The organism is Citrobacter sp. wls718, assembly GCF_005280945.1.
Taxonomy (GTDB): Bacteria; Pseudomonadota; Gammaproteobacteria; order Enterobacterales; family Enterobacteriaceae; genus Citrobacter; species Citrobacter gillenii.
On record NZ_SZWV01000043.1, the window covers coordinates 76709 to 98414 of the forward strand.

Genomic DNA, 21706 nt, shown 5'->3' on the forward strand with positions numbered 1-21706 from the left:
GAGTATCACATCCCGTTTATCGGCGCACGAACCGGCGGCACGGTCGAGCCAGCGCCAGAAATTCGGCGCGTGCGTCTCCAGCGTTTCCCCTTCCACCGGCGGGGTGAAATCCACATCGCACAGCGTGCGCAGCCAGTGCGTTTTGCTGTGCGGGCTGAATACTCCGCTTTTGGTATCGAGCACCCCGTTGCGAAAGCCAATCAGCCGCCGTGGCGGGGCGTCCTGCTGCGGAATAATCAGTTTCAGGGTGTCCACCACCGAGGCAATTTTCCCCGATGAAAACGGGGCGCGCAGACGCTGGAACAGCCCGGCCACGTCGCGCGCAAAGTCCGATGGCGGAATGATTTTCCATATTCCCGCCTCATAGCGGGACAGGAGCTGCCCGTTCGCATCCACGGCCAGCGCTTCGCCGTAATGTTCATGCACCCGCATGGCTTTCTCACTGGTGCTCATGGCGGTAAATTCCGCCTCGCTCATGGTGCTGAACGGGCTGTCAGCCGGTGGCCGGATGGCGTCATAAATGGCTTTACGCGTGGCATCCCCGCCGTGCTGTGTATACGCATCATTCCAGTCACCAAACACCGGCGGCAGGGCGACCACGCCCTCACAGGACTCTGCGGCCGCAGACGCTTTGGTCTGGCCGTCGCCGTTAAGGTCGCGGTCGGCGGCCAGCACAATCCGGCAGGCCGGATATTTGTGACGGGCAAGGCTTACCAGAGAAAGGAGGTTCACCGACGACAGCGCCACCATGACGGTTTCCCCGGTCAGATGATGCACGGTGAGCGCGGTCGCGTAGCCCTCAGCTATCCACAGCCGTTTTCCCGCCTCTTTTTTCCCGTCGAGAATATGACACACCCCTTTCACCTGACCGCCTTTCAGGGTGCGCTTGAGACCGTCAGCGTTAATGAGCTGGACGTTAACCAGTGCGCCGCTATTGTCATAAAGCGGGACAACCACATCGCCGGCACGGTACGTCACACCGCCGGTTTTATGCAGGGTGGTGAGCGTCAGACATTCCCGGCCGGGGAAGCCCTTGCGGGTGAGGTAGGCATTGCCGGTGGCCGGGCGGGCTTTCTCCGTCAGTTTTGCGGCCAGCGTGGCCGCCGCTTTGCGGTCTTCCTCAGTTTCAGCCTCTGCGGCCGCAGTCACCGCCGGGGAAACCGGTGGCAGGTTGCCGGTCACGGCGTTCACCTTTCCGGCCGCCTCTGACGGGGTCACGCCGAACACTTTCTCAACCAGTTTCAGGCCGTCCCCCGCACCGCACTGGTTACAGAACCACGTCCCGCGCCCCTCTTTATCGTCAAAGCGGAAACGGTCAGAGCCACCGCACACCGGGCAGGACTGATGGCGGTTTTTAATCACCTTCACACCCAGCGCAGGGAGAATGCGCGGCCAGTGGCCGCACGCCTGTTTTACGGTGTCCGTTACGTTCATTTTCATTGTTATTTTCTCCCTCAGTGCAGTGCCGGTGCGGTGATATGACGGGCGCAAAGCTCATCCATCACGGCCAGCCCGAGAAAGGACAGCGACGGGGCGGCTTTCAGTGGACCGGCTTCCATTAAATCTTCGAGCAGGGCACAGGCAATCTGGCGGCCTTTTTCCTCGCCATGCTGGCGCAGGTAGAAGCCCTCCAGCTCTGCCGCAATGGCGCTTTCCAGCGTACTGAGCGTGAGCTGCGGGTAGCGGTGCTGACGTTCGCACAGGGTCAGCCAGGCACAGGCGACCGCGCGGCGGTAAAGTGCAGCGCGCAGAACGGGAGATAGTGCGGTTTTCATACACTGCCCTCCCCGGTCAGCCAGTGCTGATTGCAGCGGTCGACCACGCCGTCGAGCCGGGCAGTCATGAGGTAAATCACCGAGGTGAGCTGTAGCTGCTGCGCCGGATTATGGCGCACGGTGGTACAGCCCTGCACCTGCATCAGGTCGCCGACGAGCTGGCCGACGTTGCGAAGATGTTCGAGGCATTCAAGGTCTGCCCGGCTGATGGTGGGCTGGTTTATATTCTGCGGCCGTTCCGTACTGTTAACAGGCATTATTTCGTCTCCTGAGGACGTGCGTATCCCTGCGCAGATACGCACATTTAATATTCGTTATCGTTTTTTAATTACAGATAATGGCGGTAGCTGTTATCCGGTTTTATTTCCGTTTCCGGCCTGAAATTATTCCGCCATTTATGCGCCACCGGCGCCGGGCGTTTAACCGGGGGAATATCGTCAGGATAGTTATCGATATTCCGCGCCCGGTATTGCTGTAATGCCGGGTCGGCCGCTATTTCGCGTAATACGGCGTGGCGGTTTTCAGGGCTGCGCTTAAATACATCGGGATGCTCACAGGTAAAGTCCCGCAAAAAACGACCGAGCGGAATCTCTGCCATGCTGCCACCGGCAATAATTCGAATGAGGATGGTGTAGGTGCGCCGGTACGGGTTCCAGACCAGCCCCGGACAGCGGTACGGCATATCCCACGGAATTCCGTCGGCCAGCACGCCCGACACCACCACGTCAGGAAATCCTGTACAGCGATATATTTCACCCGGCTGAGGAAAATCAAACATGGTGCTCACCTCCGTTTCCTGACGTCGTGACGAGAAAGTCACGGCACAGGCCTTTGGCCTTGAGTTCTTCGAGCACATGGCTGATGTCTTCATGCACATAACTCAGGATTTGCGGGGTATAAAGCTGGCTGAGTCCGTTGATTTCATGGCGTCGTAAATCACTGCCGAAATACTGCAGGGTTTCACAGGCACGGTTGAGTTTATGGAATGATTCGAGGCTCAGGTGTTCACTGATGGCATTGAGGTCATCACGACGCGCTGAGACGGTCTGAGCGGCAGGCTGATTATGCATGACACACCCCCGCCAACGGTAAACGAGCGGCAAGGGAAAGCACGTATTCCCGGACAAGGGTGCGGCGGGCGGCCAGCTCGTCACCGGCAACGGTGCGGAGCATACAGATACGGGGCTTACGGTCTGCGCGACGGACAGCGGCAAACACAAAGACAAACTGAGGGTGTGACGGGGTGAGGGTCGTAGCCATGATGGCAATCTCCATTGAGTAGCGGTTGCTGCTACCACCGGAAACGCCAATTTCACTGGTGGCAGCCCGAACGGGGTTGGCGTAACCGGCCTCAATGAATACCGGCCAGCCCGAAGGCTGCCCCGCCCGGACTACCATTATCTGACAGGAACCGCGGTGTGCGCATAAACACCACAGCCCGGAAAATGGGTGTGTCTGAGCTACGACATAAAAAAAGACGCATAGCGCGTCTGTTGTCGCCATTGAGTTACACGGAACGCCAATTCCGGCTGTCGATTTTGCGACAGCGACAAAACTGTACCAGGAAACACACAACGGATGCAAGCCAGAAAAAGGGACTTTGTGAAAGCGGCTCTGATTCATGCGTCGTATTTCCGGTTGCGGTGCGCGACACGTTCTGCCATCCACGCCGTGATTTCAGACTGTAGCCAGGCGACATTTTTACCCCCGAGGGAAACCTGCGCCGGGAAAGCATTGCGGGCAATTAAATCGTAGAGCGTGGAGCGGGACAGGCCACACTGATGAATGACTTCCGGGAGACGTAAAAAACGTTCCTGAATCGGGGCTGAAACCGGCATCGTGTACGTACCAGTGGGAGACGGTGGTACTGATGAAACTGTATGCATAACGCTACCTCGTTAATATCCGCAGAGATCCGGACGTATCCGTCCGGTATCAGGTAGCGCTCTATTTTGTGAATATTTTGGTCTGATGCAACAAGCGAATTTTGTATGAGAGGTGACACAGGCTGTCTGAATTTTGAGCAACAAAAACTTCAAGTCGCTTTAAGTGACTTTAAATGGCTTCAGTTGGAAATCAGAATTTATTTTTGATTAGTTACATCTATGGATATTACTTAATTAACAGGAATTAACATAATTATGAGATAAGGCTCAATTTCTCTGGAGTGAACAGTAGTGAACAGTTGGTGAACACTTCACTCTCAACTGTTCACCCTTTAATCCATTGTTTTACTTATATTTTTATATTGAGTGAACAGTAGTGAATAGTTATTAGTAAAAAAACAAACAGAGAGAGGAGTTTCCCTGCGACCTTTCTCTGGCCAGCCGGGTTTTTAAGTCCTGTTTGTGCCATGTCTGCTACAACAGCAATGAATCGAGTTGTTGTCTGAGGGACGGCAGAATGGCGTCAGGTTGAAAACACAGAGAGAACCCGACGATGAAACCAGATTTGTTTACCGCAGTAATGAAAACCATCGGCAGCACGCAGGATGAGAACATCCGCACGGCCATTGACAGCGCACTGGATACCCTTAACGAGAAAGCAAACCAGAACGCAGAGACCACGATAAATAACGCTCTTGACGCGTTCAGCAAGGCCAAATCCGCGCACACGGAAAATATGCTGAAACTGAATGATATTGATGCCGCCATTACCCGCAGCGAGAAAGAGCGTCAGAACGCCCTGAATGAAAGTGCCGAAGCTGAACAGAACTGGCGTACCCGTTTTCGCGAACTGCGCGGCATGATGACCCCGGAACTGAAAGCCGAACACAGTCAGCGAGTGGCCGGTCGGGAGCTGGCGGAGGAATTCACCGCCCTGATTGCCGAACTGGAGGATGATAAAGCCCGTGCCATGCTGGCCGCATGCACATCAGGTGGTGAGTACGTTGGTGCTCATTCTGGAGCATTCTCTGTTTACGCCCGAAACGAATGGGCGGCCGTGATTAAAGATATCCCTCCAGCACTAATACGCGCTTTTGCGTTACGTCTGCGTGAGCTCGAAATGAAGGGAGAAGAACACCCTCACAATATCCTGATTCAGGAGCTGGGCGAGAACGTACTTACGCAAAGCCAGTATTACGCATTCAACATGGAGCAGGAGCCGGTGATTTCACAAATTGGGCTTTACCGTCCGGCACTCACCGGCGTGGATATGAAACTCTACAAAAGCCCCGCCCTCAGAATGGCGCGGGCTAAAGAGCTGGCACAGAAGAAAAAATCGCGGGGAGTTAAGCCATGATGCGCTGTCCGTACTGCAAACAGGCTGCCCATGTTCGTACCAGCCGTTACCTGTCGGATAACGTCAAACAGAGCTACCTCCAGTGTGTGAATGTCTTTTGCTCCACGACCTTTCGCACCATCGAGTCTATCGACGAGGTGATACGGCCACCGGCAGAAGAAAAACCCGAACCACCACAGACAGTACCAGAAACAACGCCCCGAATTCTGGACTGCGCCCGGTCATCGCTGCGCCACTGATTCAGGAGAAAAGAGAATGGCACGAGCACTACTGGAACAGGCCTTTGAAACCTGTCAGAAGAATAAATCGGACTGGATGAGCAGCAAGTCAACACTGGCGCGGGCTGAAATGGCGCTGAAAGAGCTGGAGCTGACCTGTACCTGTTATGAACCGGAGGCAGCACAGGCGCTGCGGGATGATATTGACCTGAAAAAATGGGTGGTAAATCAGTCGGCCGGGCAGTACATCCGGTCACATGAAGCCGTGCAGCGTATCAGCGTCCGTCGTCAGCTCCACGCCTTTATGCAGGTAAGCGGCGACGCGCTGGCCGCCGCGCTGGCACCGGAATTACTGCATCTCAGCGAACAACCTGACATCGTCAGAGAACGGGCTCTCGACCGGGCGGCCGCCAGTGTTCGCGAAGCGCTGTCTGTTCATGTAACCCGCGGAGGAAATATTGATTACGCAGAGGAAGATCGCGACATTCTGACAACCATCGGTTTCCGGCCTGACAGAGCATCGAGAGACGACAACCGGGCAAAATATACGCCTGAACAGAGTCAGATTTTCATGCGTCGACAGGCCGCGCAGACCCGCAAAAAATCCGCATAAAACGCCCCGAAAATACCCGTCTTTTTAATAAAAATAGCCATGCATGCCTACGCTGCATGGCTTTGCATGCAAAACCCTGAATTTCCCACACCCTGTCGCACCAGCACTGGCGCGGCCTGAATCCCTTCATGCACCTGCATTAAAAGCGCCCCACGAAGCGGGCAGGCGTGGCGGGGAGAGCATTGCGCGCTGAATGTAATAGATATATCAAGTCAATTTCGGTAATCTGCTGTTATAAATCCAGCTATTAACTTTAAGTTTAATCAGTGAGTATCTTACAATATATTCCCAATCATAATTAACACTACCATTTTTTTGTATTAAACCACTCAAAATAGCATTATAACCTAAATCATCTACTCGACCATGCAAGTAAAGGTTTTTGTACACAATTAAATCCCTTGCATTTCTCCAGAATGAGTTGCTTATAGCTTCATGATGCCAAGTCGAGATGTTAACTGTTCTAATATGATAGTTAATTTGTTTTCTAATGGGAAAGTCAAGATTATGATTGGCTGTAATAATATACTCCATATCTACTGCAGGGTGAGGTCTTTCTTTGAAAATAATATATATAAGCGGCTCATTTATTTCAAGCAATGAAAAGTCGTCATAGAACGGATTAACGAGTCGCCTCCATTTACTAAAAGCTTTTTTAGAACCTTTATCCCGATTACAATCCCCACAACACGGGATGAGATTATTGGGAAGAAATGCGAACTGAGGAAGTAAGGCTTTATTATAGTAATGGTCTAATGTTCTGCAAGGAGAAACTCCACAGTAGGGACATAGTGTGCCGCTTTCCGCATATATTTTCCGAATGGATTTTATATAGTCAGTTTTCCTCAACTTGCTCGGGTGAAGGTAAATCCACTCAAGTGCCTCTTGAAATTCTGTTAGATTCTCTCTAATGTCATGAGATAAAAAACCATTTTCACTCATTTCAACGTGATACTTTTCCATCTCACGTATAAGTTCACTTCTTTTATCTCTTAAACCAATTACTCCCACAGGTAAATCAAGGGCCAGAATTGCATCAACAGAGGACTCCATATCTAATCCTTCTATTAACTCATCAATTCCTTCCGGCTTTGACAGAATCCTCATTTCATTTTTTCTCCAATATGATTTTATTCAAAATATCAGAGGGTAAATGAGCATACTGAACTAATATCTCATTTATTGTTTTTCCTTTAGCAAAGTTTTTTAACTCATCTCTAAACAAAGCGTTAGAATATAAGTCGCCAAAAACATCAATCATTATTTGGTGAGTGTCAGCTCCGAAGGTCTCAATTCTTGGAGATTGGTACATCGTAAAATCGGATCTTCGTTGCAATATAGTTATTTGTTCCGATGGTATCTCCCGTAAAACTAGAGCAGAATGAGTTGCGATGATTGCTACTGAATTGGTATCACGGAGTATTTTGGTCAATGCATTTATAAAATGAGTTAATAGACTCGGGTGTAGAAAATTTTCAGGTTCTTCGATCAAGACTAAACTATTACTTTCAATAGTTGATATAAGGGAAAACATGCTAACTAAAAATGATAACTGGCCTGAACTTAAGGTAAATGGCTCACCATTTTTATAAAAACGAATATCCTCATCAGGAAGTGCATATTCAATTTCAGAGTTACTTATTAAGTCGCGATTATACGTCAAATTGATAAGCCCATAACGACCAGTTAACTCTGAGAAATTATTATATAAATTTTCCCTAATGTTAGTTTTTATTGAAAATGAAAACCCCGGAATTACATTTTCAGTAACTATATCAAGTAAGTGACCCTGTTCAAAACCACCGCGTTTATGTGAGTCTCTTTTCTGTATTTTTTCCAACAGTGAGAAAAGCATAAGCTTTTTACCTCGAGGAAAAAGCTTGTTGTAATACTTTTCAGATGTTAATGAAATAAAATGATAGTTATTAAGTTTCGTTTTATCTCTTGTTATATTAGAGGGTCTATAACACTTATCATTAATTGTATTAGAAATAACTATCATTCGACTAAAAACTGCGCCTACCCCCCCTCCTCCAATTTCAGATGAAATAGATTGCTTTATAAGTTTACTCATTAGATATGTTTTACCACTTCCATTTTTACCAATTAATGAGTGTATAGGTATGTTTATACTGGAAATATTTGAGAAGTTTATTTTATGATAACTATCAGTTTCTAATTTAACATTTAGAGAATCTGGCGCTGCCATTTGATAAATAATATCATCATCAGCACTGAAATATTTATATCCATTATCAAATGCATATGTACTGAATGTACTATCCAATAATAACGTAAAGAAAATTTTATCAGAAAACTTTTCAAGGAACGATTTACTTCTTACTATATTATAATTCACACCAAAATCTTTCATGGCTTTTAGCAATGATAGCGAATCGCTTAAGCCAAGTGTACTTCTAATATATCTATATCCATCATCAGACATTTGACATATATAATCAAACTTAAAATCCTTCTTAAGGTTATATAATGAAACATCTCTTTTCGAGAACTCATTATATAATCCTTCTTCATTAAGAATTCCGCCCAAAAGCAGCATTCTTAATGGACTTTTGATTTCTTCATCAATATATTCATTATTTTTCTCACCTTCCAGCTGTATATACATATCAACGTCCAGTATATATACACTCCTCCCCATGTAACCCTTGCTATAATTAGAAACATTATTAACATTTAAAATCACAGCAGCTTCTTTGTTAGCTCTGCTAAAATAAACATTCTTTGTTGTTATCATGGCTCCCCACCTTAATTAAAACTCTCATAAAACTTTAACATTTAAACTATGCTTGCCAGTAATAATTAGAATTAAAGAAAGAGATCAGAATACCACTGCATCATATCTCTACGTTTTTCAAGATATTGCGCATGATTATAAGTACCACGAATACTATTTTTATCTGAGTGAGCTAATTGCATCTCAATCCAATCCGTAGAAAAAGCATTCTCATGCAGAACTGTAGAAAGCGTGTGTCTAAACCCATGCCCTGTAACGCGCCCAGCATATCCAATTCGCTTTATGACTTGGTTGATACTAGCCTCACTCATAGGCTTGTTCGGATCGTTCCGCCCCGGAAAAACATAACGATAGTTCCCTGTCATGATCTTGAGTTCATTGAGTAAATCTAACGCTTGAGTCGACAATGGCACAAGGTGCGCCCTACGCATTTTCATCCTTTCCGCAGGAATTTCCCAAATAGCGTTATCTAGATCAAATTCTGACCATAAGGCCGCGCGTAATTCGATGGTTCTAACGCCAGTAATCATGAGTAATTTTGTGGCTATCTGGACAAGCTGACTTCCGGTGTAACCGTTTAAAGCACGCAGAAAATCAGGTATTTCATCAGCCTTTAGGAACGGGAAGTGATTTGATTGATGCACTTCGAGAGCACTAGAGAGATCTGCTGCAGGATTAAATTCAGCCCTTCCTGTAGCTATCGCATAACGAAAAACCTCTGAACAACGCTGTCGAACTTTCCGCATTTTCTCTAACGCACCGCGTTTCTCCATTTTACGCAGCACATTAAGCAGTTCTAGAGGTTTAATTTCGCCGACAGGTCTTTCCCCCACATAAGGAAAAATGTCGTTCTGAAACGCTTCCATTATGTCTGAGGCATAGCCCTCTGACCATTTGGTAGACTTCATCTGATGCCATTCTGTGGCTATCTTTTCAAACGCGCTCTCGGATTCCGTTTGCAAAGCAATCTTTTGCTCTTTTCGAACCTCGCTCGGATTCTTTCCTTCGGCTACCAGTTTTCGGGCATCGTCGCGACGAGAACGCGCATCGGCAAGTGTGATTGTCGGGTACACACCCAGCGAGATCATTTTTGGTTTACCGGCAAAACGATAGCGGAACCGCCAGCTCTTGCTTCCATTAGGTTCTATAAGCAAAGACAGCCCTTGCCCATCTCCAAGTGTATAGGCTTTAGCTTCAGGCTTAGCGCGACGAATCTGCATATCGTTTAAAGGCATGTGTATAGGAATCCGGACCGAACAGGAACATATACACAATCCTATACACATTCAGTACCGGATTCTACTGGATGGTTACGGACTACTATGGACTTAAAATAATAAAAAACGTTATAAATCAGATATGTTATGGACTAATACGGACGTTTAGGGAAGTTGAGATGGTGCCGATAATAGGAGTCGAACCTACGACCTTCGCATTACGAATGCGCTGCTCTACCAACTGAGCTATATCGGCACTGATAAAGACATGCCCACGATTGTGAACACGGGGTAGAAGGTTAAAACTAACCGGGCGACGCGTCAATGGCCTTGCGAATCAAACGCCTATTTTTGCATCACCCGGTTTCAATTACGCACGAATCGTGTCGTCACCGAAGCCGATCCACTTGTATGTGGTCAGTGCTTCCAGCCCCATCGGTCCGCGTGCGTGTAATTTCTGCGTACTGACTGCCACTTCCGCACCCAGTCCAAACTGGCCGCCGTCGGTAAAACGGGTGGAGGCGTTAACGTACACCGCAGACGAATCCACCTCGTTAACGAAGCGGTTGGCGTTGTGCATATCGCGCGTCAGGATCGCATCGGAATGCTGGGTGCCATGTTCGCGAATATGGCCGATGGCCTCATCCAGGTCGCTGACAATTTTTACGTTCAGATCCAGCGACAGAAACTCATCGTCGTACTCTTGTGCTTTTACCGCCACCACGTTGACCGGACCGGCCTGCAATTGAGTCAGCGCGGCCTCATCAGCATGCAGCGTGACGCCGCTTTGCGCCATCTGCTGGCTCAGCACGGGCAGGAAGCGTCCGGCGATATTCTGGTGCACCAGCAGCGTCTCGACGGTATTACAGGTGCTCGGGCGTTGGGTTTTGGCGTTAACGATAATCCGGAGTGCGGCGATGATATCTGCGCTTTCATCCACATAGATATGACAAACACCAATACCGCCAGTGATCACCGGAATAGTCGACTGTTCGCGACACAGTTTGTGCAGGCCAGCGCCGCCGCGCGGGATCAGCATATCGATGTACTTATCCATGCGCAGCATTTCGCTGACCAGCGCGCGGTCCGGATTATCAATCGACTGCACGGCGGCCGCCGGTAAACCACAGGCCTCCAGCGCCTGCTGAATCACTGCCACGGTTGCCGCATTTGTCCGGTACGTCTCTTTGCCCCCGCGCAGGATCGCCGCATTGCCGGTTTTCAGGCACAGGGAGGCGACATCAACGGTGACGTTAGGACGCGCTTCATAAATCACGCCAATCACGCCCAGCGGGACGCGACGACGCTCCAGACGCAGGCCGCTATCCAGCAGACCGCCGTCAATCACCTGCCCGACCGGGTCGGCGAGGTTGCACACCTGACGTACGTCGTCGGCGATGGCTTTCAAACGTGCCGGGGTCAGCGCCAGACGGTCAAGCATTGCTTCACTCAGACCGTTTTCCCGTGCCTGCTCAACGTCTTGTGCGTTAGCGCTGAGGATGCTTTCGGTTTGTGCTTCCAGTTCATCGGCAATCTTTTCCAGCACGCGGTTTTTTTCGCGGCTGGAGAGTAGCGCCAGCTTATACGACGCTGCTTTGGCAGCAATGCCCATTTGTTCCAGCATATGCCTGCTCCTTAACGGGTGATCATGTCATCGCGATGGACGGCAACCGGGCCATATTCATAGCCGAGGATCGCGTCAATCTGTTGAGAGTGGTGTCCGGCAATACGGCGCAGCGCGTCGCTGTTATAGCGAGTGACGCCGTGGGCAATATCGCGCCCTTCAAGATTGCAGATACGAATCACTTCACCACGAGAGAAGTTGCCTGTCACGCTTTTAATGCCTTTGGGCAATAACGAACTGCCGCGTTCCAGAATGGCGGAGGTCGCCCCTTCATCGACGGTGATTTCCCCGGCGGGCGGTGCGCCGAAGATCCAGCGTTTGCGGTTCTCCAGCGGAGAAGCCTGAGCATGAAAACGCGTCCCCACGGACACGCCTTCCATTACATCACCAATCACGCCAGGCTTGCTGCCTGCGGCAATAATGGTGTCGATACCGGCGCGGCAGGCCACGTCTGCCGCCTGCAGCTTGGTGCCCATACCGCCGGTGCCGAGACCAGAGACGCTGTCTCCGGCGATAGACCGCAGCGCGTCATCAATCCCGTAGACGTCTTTAATCAGCTCAGCCTGCGGATTGGTACGCGGGTCAGCGGTGAACAGGCCCTGCTGATCGGTGAGCAGCAGCAGCTTATCGGCCCCGGCCAGAATCGCCGCCAGCGCCGACAGGTTGTCGTTATCACCGACTTTGATTTCGGCGGTTGCCACCGCGTCGTTCTCATTGATGACAGGAACGATGTTGTTATCCAGCAGCGCACGTAACGTGTCGCGAGCGTTAAGGAAACGTTCTCTGTCTTCCATATCCGCACGCGTCAGCAGCATCTGCCCGACATGAATGCCATAAATGGAGAACAGTTGTTCCCAGAGTTGAATCAGTCGGCTCTGCCCTACTGCCGCCAGCAGCTGTTTAGAGGCGATCGTTGCCGGGAGTTCAGGGTAACCAAGATGTTCACGCCCGGCGGCAATCGCGCCCGAGGTAACAATAACAATGCGATGCCCTGCGGCATGGAGCTGCGCGCACTGGCGGACCAGTTCTACGATGTGGGCACGGTTCAGGCGGCGCGATCCGCCCGTTAGCACACTGGTGCCAAGTTTTACCACCAGCGTCTGGCTGTCACTCATGATTCTCTGCCATTCAAGATTGGGGAAATGATATCAAACGAACGTTTTAGCAGGACTGGCCCCGGTTGCCAACAGCCAGCGCACAAAGCATGAAATTTTATTGCGCAGGATCAGCAAGCGTAGCGGCAAGTTTTGACGTTTTTATGACAGAAACAAATAAACATTCTTTTTTAAAAATATTCTTACTTTGTCATAAAACGTTCATTGCCAGACGTTAAAAACCCTCCTGTCTTTGAACGGGGAACACACCCAGTAAATATTCGCGCGTACTTTAAATCAGGAATGAAAATGAAAAAGAGCACTCTGGCATTAGTGGTGATGGGTATTATGGCATCGGCATCCGTACAGGCAGCGGAAGTGTATAATAAGAACGGAAATAAACTGGATGTGTACGGCAAAGTTAAAGCCATGCACTACATGACCGATAATGACAGCAAAGACGGCGACCAAAGCTATATCCGTTTTGGTTTTAAAGGTGAAACTCAAATTAACGATCAGCTGACCGGTTATGGTCGTTGGGAAGCAGAGTTCGCAGGCAATAAAGCCGAAAGCGATCCTAACCAGCAAAAAACACGTCTGGCCTTCGCGGGTCTGAAATTGAAAAACCTCGGTTCCTTCGACTACGGTCGTAACCTGGGTGCGCTGTACGACGTTGAAGCGTGGACCGATATGTTCCCGGAGTTCGGTGGGGACTCTTCCGCGCAGACCGATAACTTCATGACCAAACGCGCCAGCGGTCTGGCGACGTACCGTAACACCGACTTCTTCGGCGTCGTTGATGGCCTGGATCTCACCTTGCAATACCAGGGTAAAAACGAAGACCGCGATGTGAAAAAACAGAATGGCGACGGTTTTGGTACGTCGGTGACCTATGACTTTGGCGGCAGCGATTTCGCCATCAGCGGCGCCTATACCAATTCCGATCGTACCAATCAGCAGAATCTGCAAAACCGTGGCGCGGGCGATAAAGCCGAAGCCTGGGCAACCGGTTTAAAATACGATGCCAACGATATTTATATTGCCACGATGTACTCTGAAACGCGCAAAATGACGCCTATATCCGGTGGTTTCGCCAATAAAACACAGAACGTCGAAGCAGTGGTTCAGTACCAGTTTGATTTTGGTCTGCGTCCGTCCCTGGGATATGTGCTGTCGAAAGGCAAAGATATTGAAGGTATCGGCAATGAAGATCTGGTGAATTATATCGACGTTGGCGCGACCTATTATTTCAACAAGAATATGTCAGCATTTGTTGATTATAAAATCAACCAGTTGGATAGCGATAATAAGCTGGCCATCAACAATGATGATATCGTCGCAGTGGGGATGACCTACCAGTTCTGATCTAACATAAAAAATGCCGGATGGGGTTGCGCCGCCATCCGGCATTTTGCTGTTCACTATGCCGTTAATTTAACCGGCTGATCTTTAAAGTCGTCCGCAGGTTCCAGCGCCAGATTCAGCGACGTTAGCAACCCACGCAATTTTTCATGGAACTCACGTAAGGTGTACTCCAGTCGATCTACCACTTCAGTCTCTTTGATGGGCACGGCGGTCCAGTTGCCGTCTTGATCAAACAAACCAAACTGGTAGCTGTACGTGAAGCGTTTTTCTTGTGCTTCTAACTCCATCCACCAGCCCCAGAATTCACGCTTCTCCGGCGCGGGTTTCACGTTGACGCAAACAGCCAGACAATCGAAAAAAAATCGATTATCTTCGCACTGCCCTTCCCGGATGTAGGGGCCAAGCGCGGTGAATTTCTTGATCAATCTGCTTTTCGGGTGTCCACTCGGTAACGTCATTGCGATCTCCTTAGGTGAAGCAACTGTTTTACCAAATCAATAAAATTTAGCAATCTATTAACACAATCTCTGATTGATCCATCCGGTTATTTCTTGCAGCGCTTTATCAAAATTGCGATACACCGGGTTGAACGGGATCTCCATCAGCTTACCGTCAGAAGATGACGATGTGATTAAGCGAGACTCCTCTTCCGGACTAAACGGATCGTTTTTCCAGAAGCCCGATAGCATCGGCGTTGGACAACGTCGGCCCAACAGGCCTTGTACCTTTAATGAATAGCGATTGAGCTCGACACGCAGTGCGTCATCAGAGGCGTCGTGCATACCCAGACGGCTGGCCAGTACATCAAGATACATTTCCGGGACGCTTGCCTGCCGCTGCGGGTCGCTGAGCAGCGCATGCACCACCGGCCCCAGACACGCCACCGCTTTCAGGCGCGAAGATTCGAGATACGCCAACCGTACCGCCACGTTGGCGCCAAAGCGAAAACCAAATGCCGCCACGCGGGTGTGATCGACCCAGGGAATGTTGGGCAGTGCTTTTAATACGTGCTGATGCAGCAGGCTGGAATCCTGGGTCAGTTTCCATTTCGACGAAAACCCGACCGAGGGCATGTCCAGCGTCAGCATGGCAATACCACGCGGGGCAAAATAGCGTTCATACAGGGTGTAGTAATCCGTTTGCATGGAATCCAGCCCCCCGCACATCAGCACCGTCGGGAACGGGCCGTCACCTTTTGGCATATGCAAAAAACCGGTGATCGGCGCACCGCCGGGAACCGTGAATTCCAGTTCGCGCAGCTTACCGGGCAAGCGCTGAGCCGCCTCTTCATACGCGCGATTCGCCAGGGCCTGCGCCTGTTCAGCCAGCTCGTCGCCTTTCAGATGCGGATACGCCGCAATGTTGTACAGCGTAGAGGCGTGCAGCCAGTGGCGTCCGCTAATTTGTGGGTCCTGTTCTGCCATGGCCTTCTGTTGCCAGTCCATCGCCTGCTTCGCCCACTCGTAGATCCAGTTCCCGCCACGATAGCCAATAACCGTGTCATAGAGCTCTTTATCCGTGCGCTCTGCTTCGCTCATGACGATACGCGCCTGCACCTCAAGGATTTCGCGCGGATCGACGCCGCGCCAGATCCACATCAGGCGATTCACCATGCGGTACCAGTGCGGGATGGTTGTGCCATCCAGGGCAGATTGCACAGACGGCTGCGCGCCGTGATTAAATCGACGAACCAGCGTTGACGTTTCAGGGTGTTTGAAGCGGGGTTTAAACAGGACTTCGCTGAGGTTAGCCTGTGACATAATTACGGCCTCCATGAGTACTCACTAAGGCATAGTGTAACCTGACACGGCACAAAAAGAACAACGCCCGGCATAGCCAGGCGTTGAAAACGATTTAGATTAGCGGCCTGAAATCGGCGGGACGAACACGACGCCCATATCCCGCGGCTGCTCGATCCAGGTATCCTGAGGGATATCAACAACATAATCATTCACCAGCGGACGGCCTGCCGGTTTAGCGAAGATGGTGACGAAATGCGCTTTAGGGTACATTTCGCGAATCGCAACCGCGGTACCACCGGTGTCAACCAGGTCATCGATTACGATGAAACCTTCACCGTCACCTTCGGCACGTTTCAGAACGGTCAGTTCGCGCTGATTGTCGTGATCGTAGCTGGAGATGCATACGGTATCGACATGACGAATACCCAATTCACGCGCCAGCAGCGCGCCTGGCACCAGACCACCACGGCTAACGGCAATGATGCCTTTCCATTGTTCAGAAGGCATCAAGCGGCTTGCCAGTTTACGTGCATGGATCTGCAACATGTCCCAGGTGACGACGTATTTTTCGCTCATGTGAAGTTGTCCCAGCCTGTTTATCTACGGCTTAAAAAGTGTTCGAGGGGGAAATAGGTTGCGCGAGATTATAGAGATCTGACGCGCTAAAAACCAGTGTTAAGCGGAATCCAGGCCTCTTTTTGCATGCTTTTTGCTAGCCGTGAGCAGAGAAAGTGGTATTCTCAATTGCATCGCGCAAGCCTGACTTGTGGTGTTTTTAATTCTGCTAACCCCGTGGCCTGTAAGTCAATTTTGCAGGGCATCGCCAAGGAGACTCAACGTGTCTGAACTGTCTCAATTATCCCCGCAACCGCTGTGGGATATTTTTGCCAAAATCTGTTCTATTCCTCATCCGTCCTACCATGAAGAGCAACTCGCTGAACATATTCTGAGTTGGGCCCAAGAGAAAGGTTTCCACGTCGAGCGCGATCAGGTGGGTAATATCCTGATTCGCAAACCCGCTACCGCAGGAATGGAAAACCGCAAGCCGGTTGTTCTGCAGGCGCACCTGGATATGGTGCCGCAAAAAAACAACGATACCGTTCACGACTTCACCAAAGATCCGATCCAGCCTTATATTGACGGCGAATGGGTGAAAGCCCGTGGCACCACGCTGGGTGCGGATAACGGTATCGGTATGGCCTCTGCGCTGGCCGTTCTGGCGGATGACAGCGTGGTTCACGGCCCGCTGGAAGTTCTGCTGACCATGACCGAAGAAGCGGGCATGGACGGTGCGTTTGGTCTGCAGGCTAACTGGCTGCAGGCAGATATTCTGATCAACACCGACTCCGAAGAAGAAGGTGAGATCTACATGGGTTGCGCGGGGGGGATCGACTTCACCGCCAATCTGCCGCTGTCTCGTGAAGCCATTCCTGCAGGTTTCCAGACCTTTAAGCTGACGCTGAAAGGCCTGAAAGGCGGTCACTCCGGCGGCGAAATCCATGTTGGCCTCGGTAATGCCAACAAGCTGCTGGTACGCTTCCTGGCTGGCCACGCTGAAGAACTGGATCTGCGTCTGGTTGATTTCAACGGTGGTACGCTGCGTAACGCGATCCCACGTGAAGCCTTTGCTACCCTTGCTGTTGCCGCAGATAAAGTCGATGCGTTAAAAGCGCTGGTCAGCACTTATCAGGAAATCCTGAAAAACGAGCTGGCAGCAAAAGAGAAAAATCTGGCACTGCTGCTGGATACCGTCACTAACGACAAAGCCGCACTGACCGCTCAGTCCCGCGATACCTTTGTTCGTCTGCTGAACGCGACACCAAACGGCGTGATCCGCAATTCAGACGTGGCAAAAGGCGTGGTGGAAACCTCCCTGAACGTCGGTGTTGTCACCATGACTGACGACAACGTGCAGATTCACTGCCTGGTTCGCTCGCTGATCGACAGCGGTAAAGACTATGTGGTAAGCATGCTGGATTCTCTGGGCAAGCTGGCAGGCGCTAAAACCGAAGCCAAAGGTGCGTATCCGGGCTGGCAGCCGGACGCGAACTCGCCGGTCATGCACCTGGTGCGCGAAACCTATCAGCGTCTGTTCAACAAGACGCCAAACATCCAGATTATCCACGCGGGTCTGGAATGCGGTCTGTTTAAGAAGCCGTATCCGGAAATGGACATGGTTTCCATCGGGCCAACCATCACGGGTCCGCACTCCCCGGATGAGCAGGTTCATATCGAAAGCGTTGGCCATTACTGGACGCTGCTGACTGAACTGCTGAAGTCTATTCCGGCGAAGTAAGTCCCAGCAATAAATGCCGGATGGCGCTGCTGCTTATCCGGCCTACGATCGCGTAGGTAAGCCGGATAAGGTATTTATGCCGCTATCCGGCAATACATCCAACTCAAAGCCCCAGTACCAACTGCCTTTCCAGCTGTGGATCCAGCAGCGTGACGTGTAATCCCACCAGCCTGACCCCACGTCCTCCCCGACGCTCATCCCAGGTTTTGCGCGCCGTGGTAATCAAATCGTCTTTACTTAAGCGCGGCCAGACGTGCTCCTGAGTGGTCTGCTGAAAGTCATTAAACTTTAATTTAATGCCCTGGCGAGCAATACATAAATCCGGTTTTACCTTTGCCAGACGCCGCTCCAGCTCCGGATAAAGCCGCTCGATAATCGCCTCACATTCTGACCACTCATGAATATCATCTGCCAGCGTGCGTTCAACACCGACGGATTTGCGCATTCTGTCGTTATTCACATCCCGCTCGTCAATACCCTGGCTGCGCTCCCACAGCACGCGACCAAATTTACCAAAACGCTTAAGCAATATCGCCAGGTCGCACTGTTGTACATCTTCACAGGTACGTAATCCCATGGATTCCAGCTTGGCGGCGGAAACTTTGCCGACGCCGGGGATTTTCCCCAGCGGGAGCGTTCTGATAAATTCCGGCACATCATCCGGTGTGATCACATATTGCCCGTTGGGCTTATTGAGATCGGAGGCGATCTTGGCCAGAAACTTGACCGGTGCAATCCCCGCGGAGGCGGTGAGCTGTAGCTCGTCAAAAATCGTCTGGCGAATTTGCTGGGCAATCAGTGTGGCCGATCCGTGACAGTGCGTGCTGTCGGTGACGTCCAGATAGGCTTCATCCAGCGAAAGGGGTTCGATAAGCGAGGTGTAGCGTGCGAAGATCGCCTGAATCTGGCGAGACGCTTCTTTATACGCCTCATAACGACCGGGTAATAAGGTGAGATGCGGGCACAGTTTTAGCGCCATCCCCGTGGGCATCGCGCTGCGTACGCCAAATTTCCGCGCCGGGTAATTGGCGGTGCTGATCACCCCCCGGCGTTCACGGCTGCCACCGATAGCGATCGGGATATCACGCAGCGCGGGGTTATCACGCATTTCCACCGCCGCGAAAAAGCAGTCCATATCGACATGTATAATTTTACGCATCGCCCCTCCCACAACACTGTTTAAGTATACAGTATCTTTATGTAATGAGAAGTCTGAACACGTATTACGGTACTGCGGGTCCATTCATAACGAAACGGGCATCACACAGATAACGCACAATCTCTTTTGATGCATGCTCTGCAGGGTTACCCGCCGTACTGACAAACAGCTTATTCACTTTTCGCACATTCGCCTTAAGCAGATTTTCAATGGTCATCCGGCGAAAGGCATCATTTTCAACGCAGAAAAGTTCATAGTCTCCCAAACGCTCGCCGCAAATTTCACAATGGTTCATCCAGTAGCGTAGTCCGGTGGTTTTACTCTTATCCAGGTAGTAATTGCTGGCCTTGATGTTCTTCATTATCTCTTCTGGCAGCGCATTAATATGGAACAGAAACGTATTCCGCCTGACGGACAGCCAGCCTTCACCATCCTGTATTTTTTTAATATAACGGGTAAACATAACCCCATGGATTCGGGTGATTTGATGGCAGTTCCAGCAGTGCATCTTTGAGGTAATGACCAGATAGTAGGGCGCGATGATGTTGTAACTATCCATAGTGTAGGCATAGTCCAAAAGCCCCTCCTTTAGCCCATCAGGCTCGGTGTACCAGATCCCTGATACATTATCGAAATGCGCGCCCTGACAGGCCACATCTGTAACATTATCTGATTGAATATTCAGTGGAATAATTTGAGTTACAGCTATCACATTACCTTCCTTAGCAATAATATGCCCCCACGTTGCGTGGGGGACGAGAGAACAGAATTAATGAGGCACAACAACAGGGGGTTGACGTAAGGAAGTCACCTGCTTTTGTTTATCCAGCTTATCCACCAACGGCTGCACGACCTTCTCGCCGTGCTGACCAAAGTATTGATACAGCGTGTCGGACGCACTTTGCGTCAACACCATAATCTCAATGCGGCGGTTACCCGCGCTCTCTGGATTTTTCGCATCCAGCAGCATCTGGTCCGCCATGGCGCTGACCTGCATGACTTTATCCTGCGGCATCCCCGCTTCTTCCAGCACACGTCGGGCGGAGAGCGCCCTGTCACCAGACAGATTCCAGTTGTTATAAATATTATTTTTATAGCCCATCGCATCCGTGTGACCGGTGATGATGATCTTATTGTCCAGCGTGTCAAAAACCGGTGCCAGTTCAACCAGTAACGATCGGAAGAATGGCATGATCCGCGCGCTACCGCGTTCAAACATATTGCGGTTCTGGTCATCTTTAATCAGCACGCGTAACCCCTGAGGGACGATCTCCATCTCCAGGTTAGTTTCCATATGCGCATTGCGGGCGATGGTGTTGATGTTAGTCGCCAGCTCTCCCAGTTCAGTCGCGGACTTTTTCTTCAGCAACGCCGTCTTCTCATTCACATCCATGACTTTTTTGGCCGTTTCTTCCGTCACTTTAGCCGTTTCCTGCGGTAGCGCTTGTTTATCTGACTTGCTGCGAGTGACATTTTTACTGCTGGCCCCCGGTGCAATCGGCTACAGGTGCTGTCTTATAATGAAGTGCCGGATGAGCTGGAATTAAAAATTATGGGCGCGTTGAGCTAATGCGTGATGAGGCGGTGCTGAAAGTACCGCCTGACTATTACAGAATTGTATTTTCCGTCAGAATTCGTCGGGCACCGAGATAATGATCCTGCCAGAAAGGTTCGGACAAGGTGCTGACCCGGATCGTTTCGCCGGTACGTGGCGACTCAATAAATTGCCCCTGCCCCAAATAGACGCCCATATGATCGGCAATATCCCGGCTGTGAATATGGAAAAACAGTAAATCACCACGACGTAAATCGCGATTAGAGACAATTGTCGCCCGCCGATAGTGATACATTTCATTGGCAGTACGGGGCAGTTTCGCCGCCAGAATTTTATTGTAGGCATAGAAAACGAGCCCGCTGCAGTCAAAGCCTTCATCCGGACGGGTTCCCCCCCACAGATACGGTTTACCTAACTGTTGCTCAAGGCGATGAATCGCCACTTCAGTGATGTTGTGCAGGTGATCGCTACTGAGAAAATGAGGATTTTCGGCGAGTTCCTGCCAGCGATGATCGCTGGCTTTAAGCGGACCTGGGAACCACTCCGGGTGCTGTTTAATCTGCACGCGATTCTGCTGGCGCAGTGCCTTTTTACTTTCCGCATTACCTTCTACCACGTAGCTGGCCTGCTTTTTTACCTGCACATGATACTGCTTGAGTAACCGGGCACGATTACGCATACGCAACTGCGCCGCATAGTTTAAGGGGGTATTTGATAAGACAGGCTGAACTTTGGCGATACACGGTAATGACAACACGACACACAAAGACAGCAGGCCCGGCAAAAGGCGTCGGGGTGCAGTGGCAAAAGACATGAAAAAAGAATACCTGGTCAAACACGTTCGGCGCAGTGTACTGCTATTGGCGGGATATCTTTTTTAATATTTGATTATTAATAGATTAATTTTTTAAATTCAATAGATTAGAAAGTCAGTATTAATCTTATGCAATGGACGGATAGCAGCGACAAATTACGCCGCTGTCTGACTGCCTTTAAGTCCAATTTTGCGTATAAAGAGAAACTAAAGTGTAAACGCAGCACGAGAGA

The 21706-nt window shown here is 50.4% G+C and carries 23 protein-coding genes, 1 tRNA gene and 1 pseudogene; 5 read left to right on the forward strand and 20 right to left on the reverse strand.

Annotated elements, in window-relative coordinates; translation table 11 throughout:
* From FDW95_RS08470 to FDW95_RS08500, 7 genes are all read right to left on the reverse strand, one after another.
* On the reverse strand, positions 1–1440 hold a 1440-nt coding region (locus FDW95_RS08470; RefSeq protein WP_170972980.1), incomplete at its 3' end, for a primase-helicase zinc-binding domain-containing protein.
* Positions 1441–1454: 14 nt separating this feature from the next.
* Positions 1455–1775, reverse strand: a complete 321-nt coding sequence (locus tag FDW95_RS08475; protein ID WP_016151192.1) for a DUF5375 domain-containing protein — start codon at positions 1773–1775, stop codon at positions 1455–1457.
* The gene (locus FDW95_RS08480) at positions 1772–1999 is read right to left on the reverse strand and encodes a hypothetical protein (RefSeq protein ID WP_115259991.1); all 228 of its coding nucleotides are present in this window, start codon (positions 1997–1999) and stop codon (positions 1772–1774) included. Before FDW95_RS08480 ends, FDW95_RS08475 begins: the two co-directional genes overlap by 4 nt.
* A 104-nt stretch (positions 2000–2103) precedes the next feature.
* Positions 2104–2553, reverse strand: a complete 450-nt coding sequence (locus FDW95_RS08485; protein WP_115259992.1) for a hypothetical protein — start codon at positions 2551–2553, stop codon at positions 2104–2106.
* Entirely contained in the window at positions 2546–2845 is a 300-nt protein-coding gene (locus FDW95_RS08490) for a Derepression protein (protein ID WP_137363474.1), read from the reverse strand. The genes FDW95_RS08485 and FDW95_RS08490 overlap by 8 nt, the downstream gene beginning before the upstream one ends.
* Positions 2838–3398 (reverse strand): host cell division inhibitor Icd-like protein, encoded by a 561-nt coding sequence (locus FDW95_RS08495; RefSeq protein WP_096758179.1) that lies wholly within the window; start codon positions 3396–3398, stop codon positions 2838–2840. The genes FDW95_RS08490 and FDW95_RS08495 overlap by 8 nt, the downstream gene beginning before the upstream one ends.
* Complete coding sequence (locus FDW95_RS08500) at positions 3395–3661, reverse strand: AlpA family transcriptional regulator (protein WP_096758180.1); 267 nt, start codon at positions 3659–3661, stop codon at positions 3395–3397. The genes FDW95_RS08495 and FDW95_RS08500 overlap by 4 nt, the downstream gene beginning before the upstream one ends.
* A 553-nt stretch (positions 3662–4214) precedes the next feature.
* Between FDW95_RS08500 and FDW95_RS08505 the strand changes: the two genes are divergently transcribed.
* From FDW95_RS08505 to FDW95_RS08515, 3 genes are read left to right on the forward strand one after another with little or no spacing between them, the layout of a single operon-like run.
* Positions 4215–5018 (forward strand): capsid protein, encoded by an 804-nt coding sequence (locus FDW95_RS08505; protein WP_096758181.1) that lies wholly within the window; start codon positions 4215–4217, stop codon positions 5016–5018.
* The gene (locus FDW95_RS08510) at positions 5015–5257 is read left to right on the forward strand and encodes an ogr/Delta-like zinc finger family protein (protein ID WP_096758182.1); all 243 of its coding nucleotides are present in this window, start codon (positions 5015–5017) and stop codon (positions 5255–5257) included. Before FDW95_RS08505 ends, FDW95_RS08510 begins: the two co-directional genes overlap by 4 nt.
* A gap of 16 nt (positions 5258–5273) precedes the next feature.
* Positions 5274–5849 carry a phage polarity suppression protein gene (locus FDW95_RS08515; RefSeq protein ID WP_137363475.1) on the forward strand — a complete coding sequence of 192 codons (576 nt, stop codon included), beginning with the start codon at positions 5274–5276 and terminating at the stop codon, positions 5847–5849.
* 207 nt (positions 5850–6056) lie between these two features.
* Here FDW95_RS08515 and FDW95_RS08520 read toward each other — a convergent pair whose 3' ends face one another.
* The 6 genes from FDW95_RS08520 to proB form a co-directional block, all read right to left on the reverse strand.
* Positions 6057–6956 (reverse strand): hypothetical protein, encoded by a 900-nt coding sequence (locus tag FDW95_RS08520; RefSeq protein WP_115259344.1) that lies wholly within the window; start codon positions 6954–6956, stop codon positions 6057–6059.
* A gap of 1 nt (position 6957) precedes the next feature.
* Positions 6958–8607, reverse strand: a complete 1650-nt coding sequence (locus tag FDW95_RS08525; protein ID WP_115259345.1) for an AAA family ATPase — start codon at positions 8605–8607, stop codon at positions 6958–6960.
* Between the two features lie 71 nt (positions 8608–8678).
* The gene (locus FDW95_RS08530) at positions 8679–9842 is read right to left on the reverse strand and encodes an integrase arm-type DNA-binding domain-containing protein (RefSeq protein ID WP_115259346.1); all 1164 of its coding nucleotides are present in this window, start codon (positions 9840–9842) and stop codon (positions 8679–8681) included.
* A 162-nt stretch (positions 9843–10004) separates the two neighbouring features.
* A tRNA-Thr gene (locus FDW95_RS08535) sits at positions 10005–10080 on the reverse strand.
* 114 nt (positions 10081–10194) lie between these two features.
* Positions 10195–11448 (reverse strand): glutamate-5-semialdehyde dehydrogenase, encoded by a 1254-nt coding sequence (gene proA / locus FDW95_RS08540; protein ID WP_115259347.1) that lies wholly within the window; start codon positions 11446–11448, stop codon positions 10195–10197.
* An 11-nt stretch (positions 11449–11459) separates the two neighbouring features.
* Positions 11460–12563: a glutamate 5-kinase gene (gene proB / locus FDW95_RS08545; protein WP_096758188.1), complete on the reverse strand. Its 1104-nt coding sequence runs from the start codon at positions 12561–12563 to the stop codon at positions 11460–11462.
* 288 nt (positions 12564–12851) lie between these two features.
* Between proB and phoE the strand changes: the two genes are divergently transcribed.
* Complete coding sequence (gene phoE, locus FDW95_RS08550; protein WP_096758189.1) at positions 12852–13907, forward strand: phosphoporin PhoE; 1056 nt, start codon at positions 12852–12854, stop codon at positions 13905–13907.
* 56 nt (positions 13908–13963) lie between these two features.
* Here the strand turns inward: phoE and crl are convergent, their stop codons facing one another.
* The 3 genes from crl to gpt form a co-directional block, all read right to left on the reverse strand.
* A complete protein-coding gene (crl, locus tag FDW95_RS08555) occupies positions 13964–14365 on the reverse strand; it encodes a sigma factor-binding protein Crl (RefSeq protein ID WP_096758190.1) in 402 nt (133 codons plus the stop codon).
* A 57-nt stretch (positions 14366–14422) separates the two neighbouring features.
* The gene (gene frsA / locus FDW95_RS08560) at positions 14423–15667 is read right to left on the reverse strand and encodes an esterase FrsA (RefSeq protein ID WP_115259348.1); all 1245 of its coding nucleotides are present in this window, start codon (positions 15665–15667) and stop codon (positions 14423–14425) included.
* Positions 15668–15766: 99 nt separating this feature from the next.
* Positions 15767–16225: a xanthine phosphoribosyltransferase gene (gene gpt / locus FDW95_RS08565; protein ID WP_137363476.1), complete on the reverse strand. Its 459-nt coding sequence runs from the start codon at positions 16223–16225 to the stop codon at positions 15767–15769.
* A gap of 262 nt (positions 16226–16487) precedes the next feature.
* On the opposite strand from gpt, the gene pepD reads away from it, so the two are divergent.
* A complete protein-coding gene (pepD, locus tag FDW95_RS08570; RefSeq protein ID WP_115259350.1) occupies positions 16488–17945 on the forward strand; it encodes a cytosol nonspecific dipeptidase in 1458 nt (485 codons plus the stop codon).
* Positions 17946–18048: 103 nt separating this feature from the next.
* Here the strand turns inward: pepD and dinB are convergent, their stop codons facing one another.
* The 4 genes and pseudogenes from dinB to FDW95_RS08590 all read right to left on the reverse strand — a co-directional run bounded on the left by dinB (position 18049) and on the right by FDW95_RS08590 (position 21473).
* Positions 18049–19104, reverse strand: a complete 1056-nt coding sequence (dinB, locus tag FDW95_RS08575; RefSeq protein WP_115259352.1) for a DNA polymerase IV — start codon at positions 19102–19104, stop codon at positions 18049–18051.
* A 64-nt stretch (positions 19105–19168) separates the two neighbouring features.
* Complete coding sequence (locus FDW95_RS08580; RefSeq protein ID WP_115259354.1) at positions 19169–19816, reverse strand: DNA primase; 648 nt, start codon at positions 19814–19816, stop codon at positions 19169–19171.
* Between the two features lie 57 nt (positions 19817–19873).
* Positions 19874–20518: pseudogene (locus FDW95_RS08585) on the reverse strand (OmpA family protein); the annotation flags it as partial.
* Between the two features lie 193 nt (positions 20519–20711).
* Positions 20712–21473, reverse strand: a complete 762-nt coding sequence (locus tag FDW95_RS08590) for a C40 family peptidase (RefSeq protein WP_096758196.1) — start codon at positions 21471–21473, stop codon at positions 20712–20714.
* Positions 21474–21706: the final 233 nt, after the last annotated feature.

What these genes read in the sequence shown, in the direction of transcription:
- frsA (WP_115259348.1), bottom strand. Translation starts at nt 15,667, where the DNA reads ATGTCACAGGCTAACCTCAGCGAAGTCCTGTTTAAACCCCGCTTCAAA.
- proB (WP_096758188.1), bottom strand. Translation starts at nt 12,563, where the DNA reads ATGAGTGACAGCCAGACGCTGGTGGTAAAACTTGGCACCAGTGTGCTA.
- proA (WP_115259347.1), bottom strand. Translation starts at nt 11,448, where the DNA reads ATGCTGGAACAAATGGGCATTGCTGCCAAAGCAGCGTCGTATAAGCTG.
- FDW95_RS08510 (WP_096758182.1), top strand. Translation starts at nt 5,015, where the DNA reads ATGATGCGCTGTCCGTACTGCAAACAGGCTGCCCATGTTCGTACCAGC.
- FDW95_RS08525 (WP_115259345.1), bottom strand. Translation starts at nt 8,607, where the DNA reads ATGATAACAACAAAGAATGTTTATTTTAGCAGAGCTAACAAAGAAGCT.
- FDW95_RS08490 (WP_137363474.1), bottom strand. Translation starts at nt 2,845, where the DNA reads ATGCATAATCAGCCTGCCGCTCAGACCGTCTCAGCGCGTCGTGATGAC.
- FDW95_RS08485 (WP_115259992.1), bottom strand. Translation starts at nt 2,553, where the DNA reads ATGTTTGATTTTCCTCAGCCGGGTGAAATATATCGCTGTACAGGATTT.
- FDW95_RS08520 (WP_115259344.1), bottom strand. Translation starts at nt 6,956, where the DNA reads ATGAGGATTCTGTCAAAGCCGGAAGGAATTGATGAGTTAATAGAAGGA.
- FDW95_RS08515 (WP_137363475.1), top strand. Translation starts at nt 5,274, where the DNA reads ATGGCACGAGCACTACTGGAACAGGCCTTTGAAACCTGTCAGAAGAAT.
- FDW95_RS08495 (WP_096758179.1), bottom strand. Translation starts at nt 3,398, where the DNA reads ATGAATCAGAGCCGCTTTCACAAAGTCCCTTTTTCTGGCTTGCATCCG.
- dinB (WP_115259352.1), bottom strand. Translation starts at nt 19,104, where the DNA reads ATGCGTAAAATTATACATGTCGATATGGACTGCTTTTTCGCGGCGGTG.
- gpt (WP_137363476.1), bottom strand. Translation starts at nt 16,225, where the DNA reads ATGAGCGAAAAATACGTCGTCACCTGGGACATGTTGCAGATCCATGCA.
- FDW95_RS08590 (WP_096758196.1), bottom strand. Translation starts at nt 21,473, where the DNA reads ATGTCTTTTGCCACTGCACCCCGACGCCTTTTGCCGGGCCTGCTGTCT.
- FDW95_RS08475 (WP_016151192.1), bottom strand. Translation starts at nt 1,775, where the DNA reads ATGAAAACCGCACTATCTCCCGTTCTGCGCGCTGCACTTTACCGCCGC.
- crl (WP_096758190.1), bottom strand. Translation starts at nt 14,365, where the DNA reads ATGACGTTACCGAGTGGACACCCGAAAAGCAGATTGATCAAGAAATTC.
- FDW95_RS08530 (WP_115259346.1), bottom strand. Translation starts at nt 9,842, where the DNA reads ATGCCTTTAAACGATATGCAGATTCGTCGCGCTAAGCCTGAAGCTAAA.
- FDW95_RS08500 (WP_096758180.1), bottom strand. Translation starts at nt 3,661, where the DNA reads ATGCATACAGTTTCATCAGTACCACCGTCTCCCACTGGTACGTACACG.
- phoE (WP_096758189.1), top strand. Translation starts at nt 12,852, where the DNA reads ATGAAAAAGAGCACTCTGGCATTAGTGGTGATGGGTATTATGGCATCG.
- FDW95_RS08505 (WP_096758181.1), top strand. Translation starts at nt 4,215, where the DNA reads ATGAAACCAGATTTGTTTACCGCAGTAATGAAAACCATCGGCAGCACG.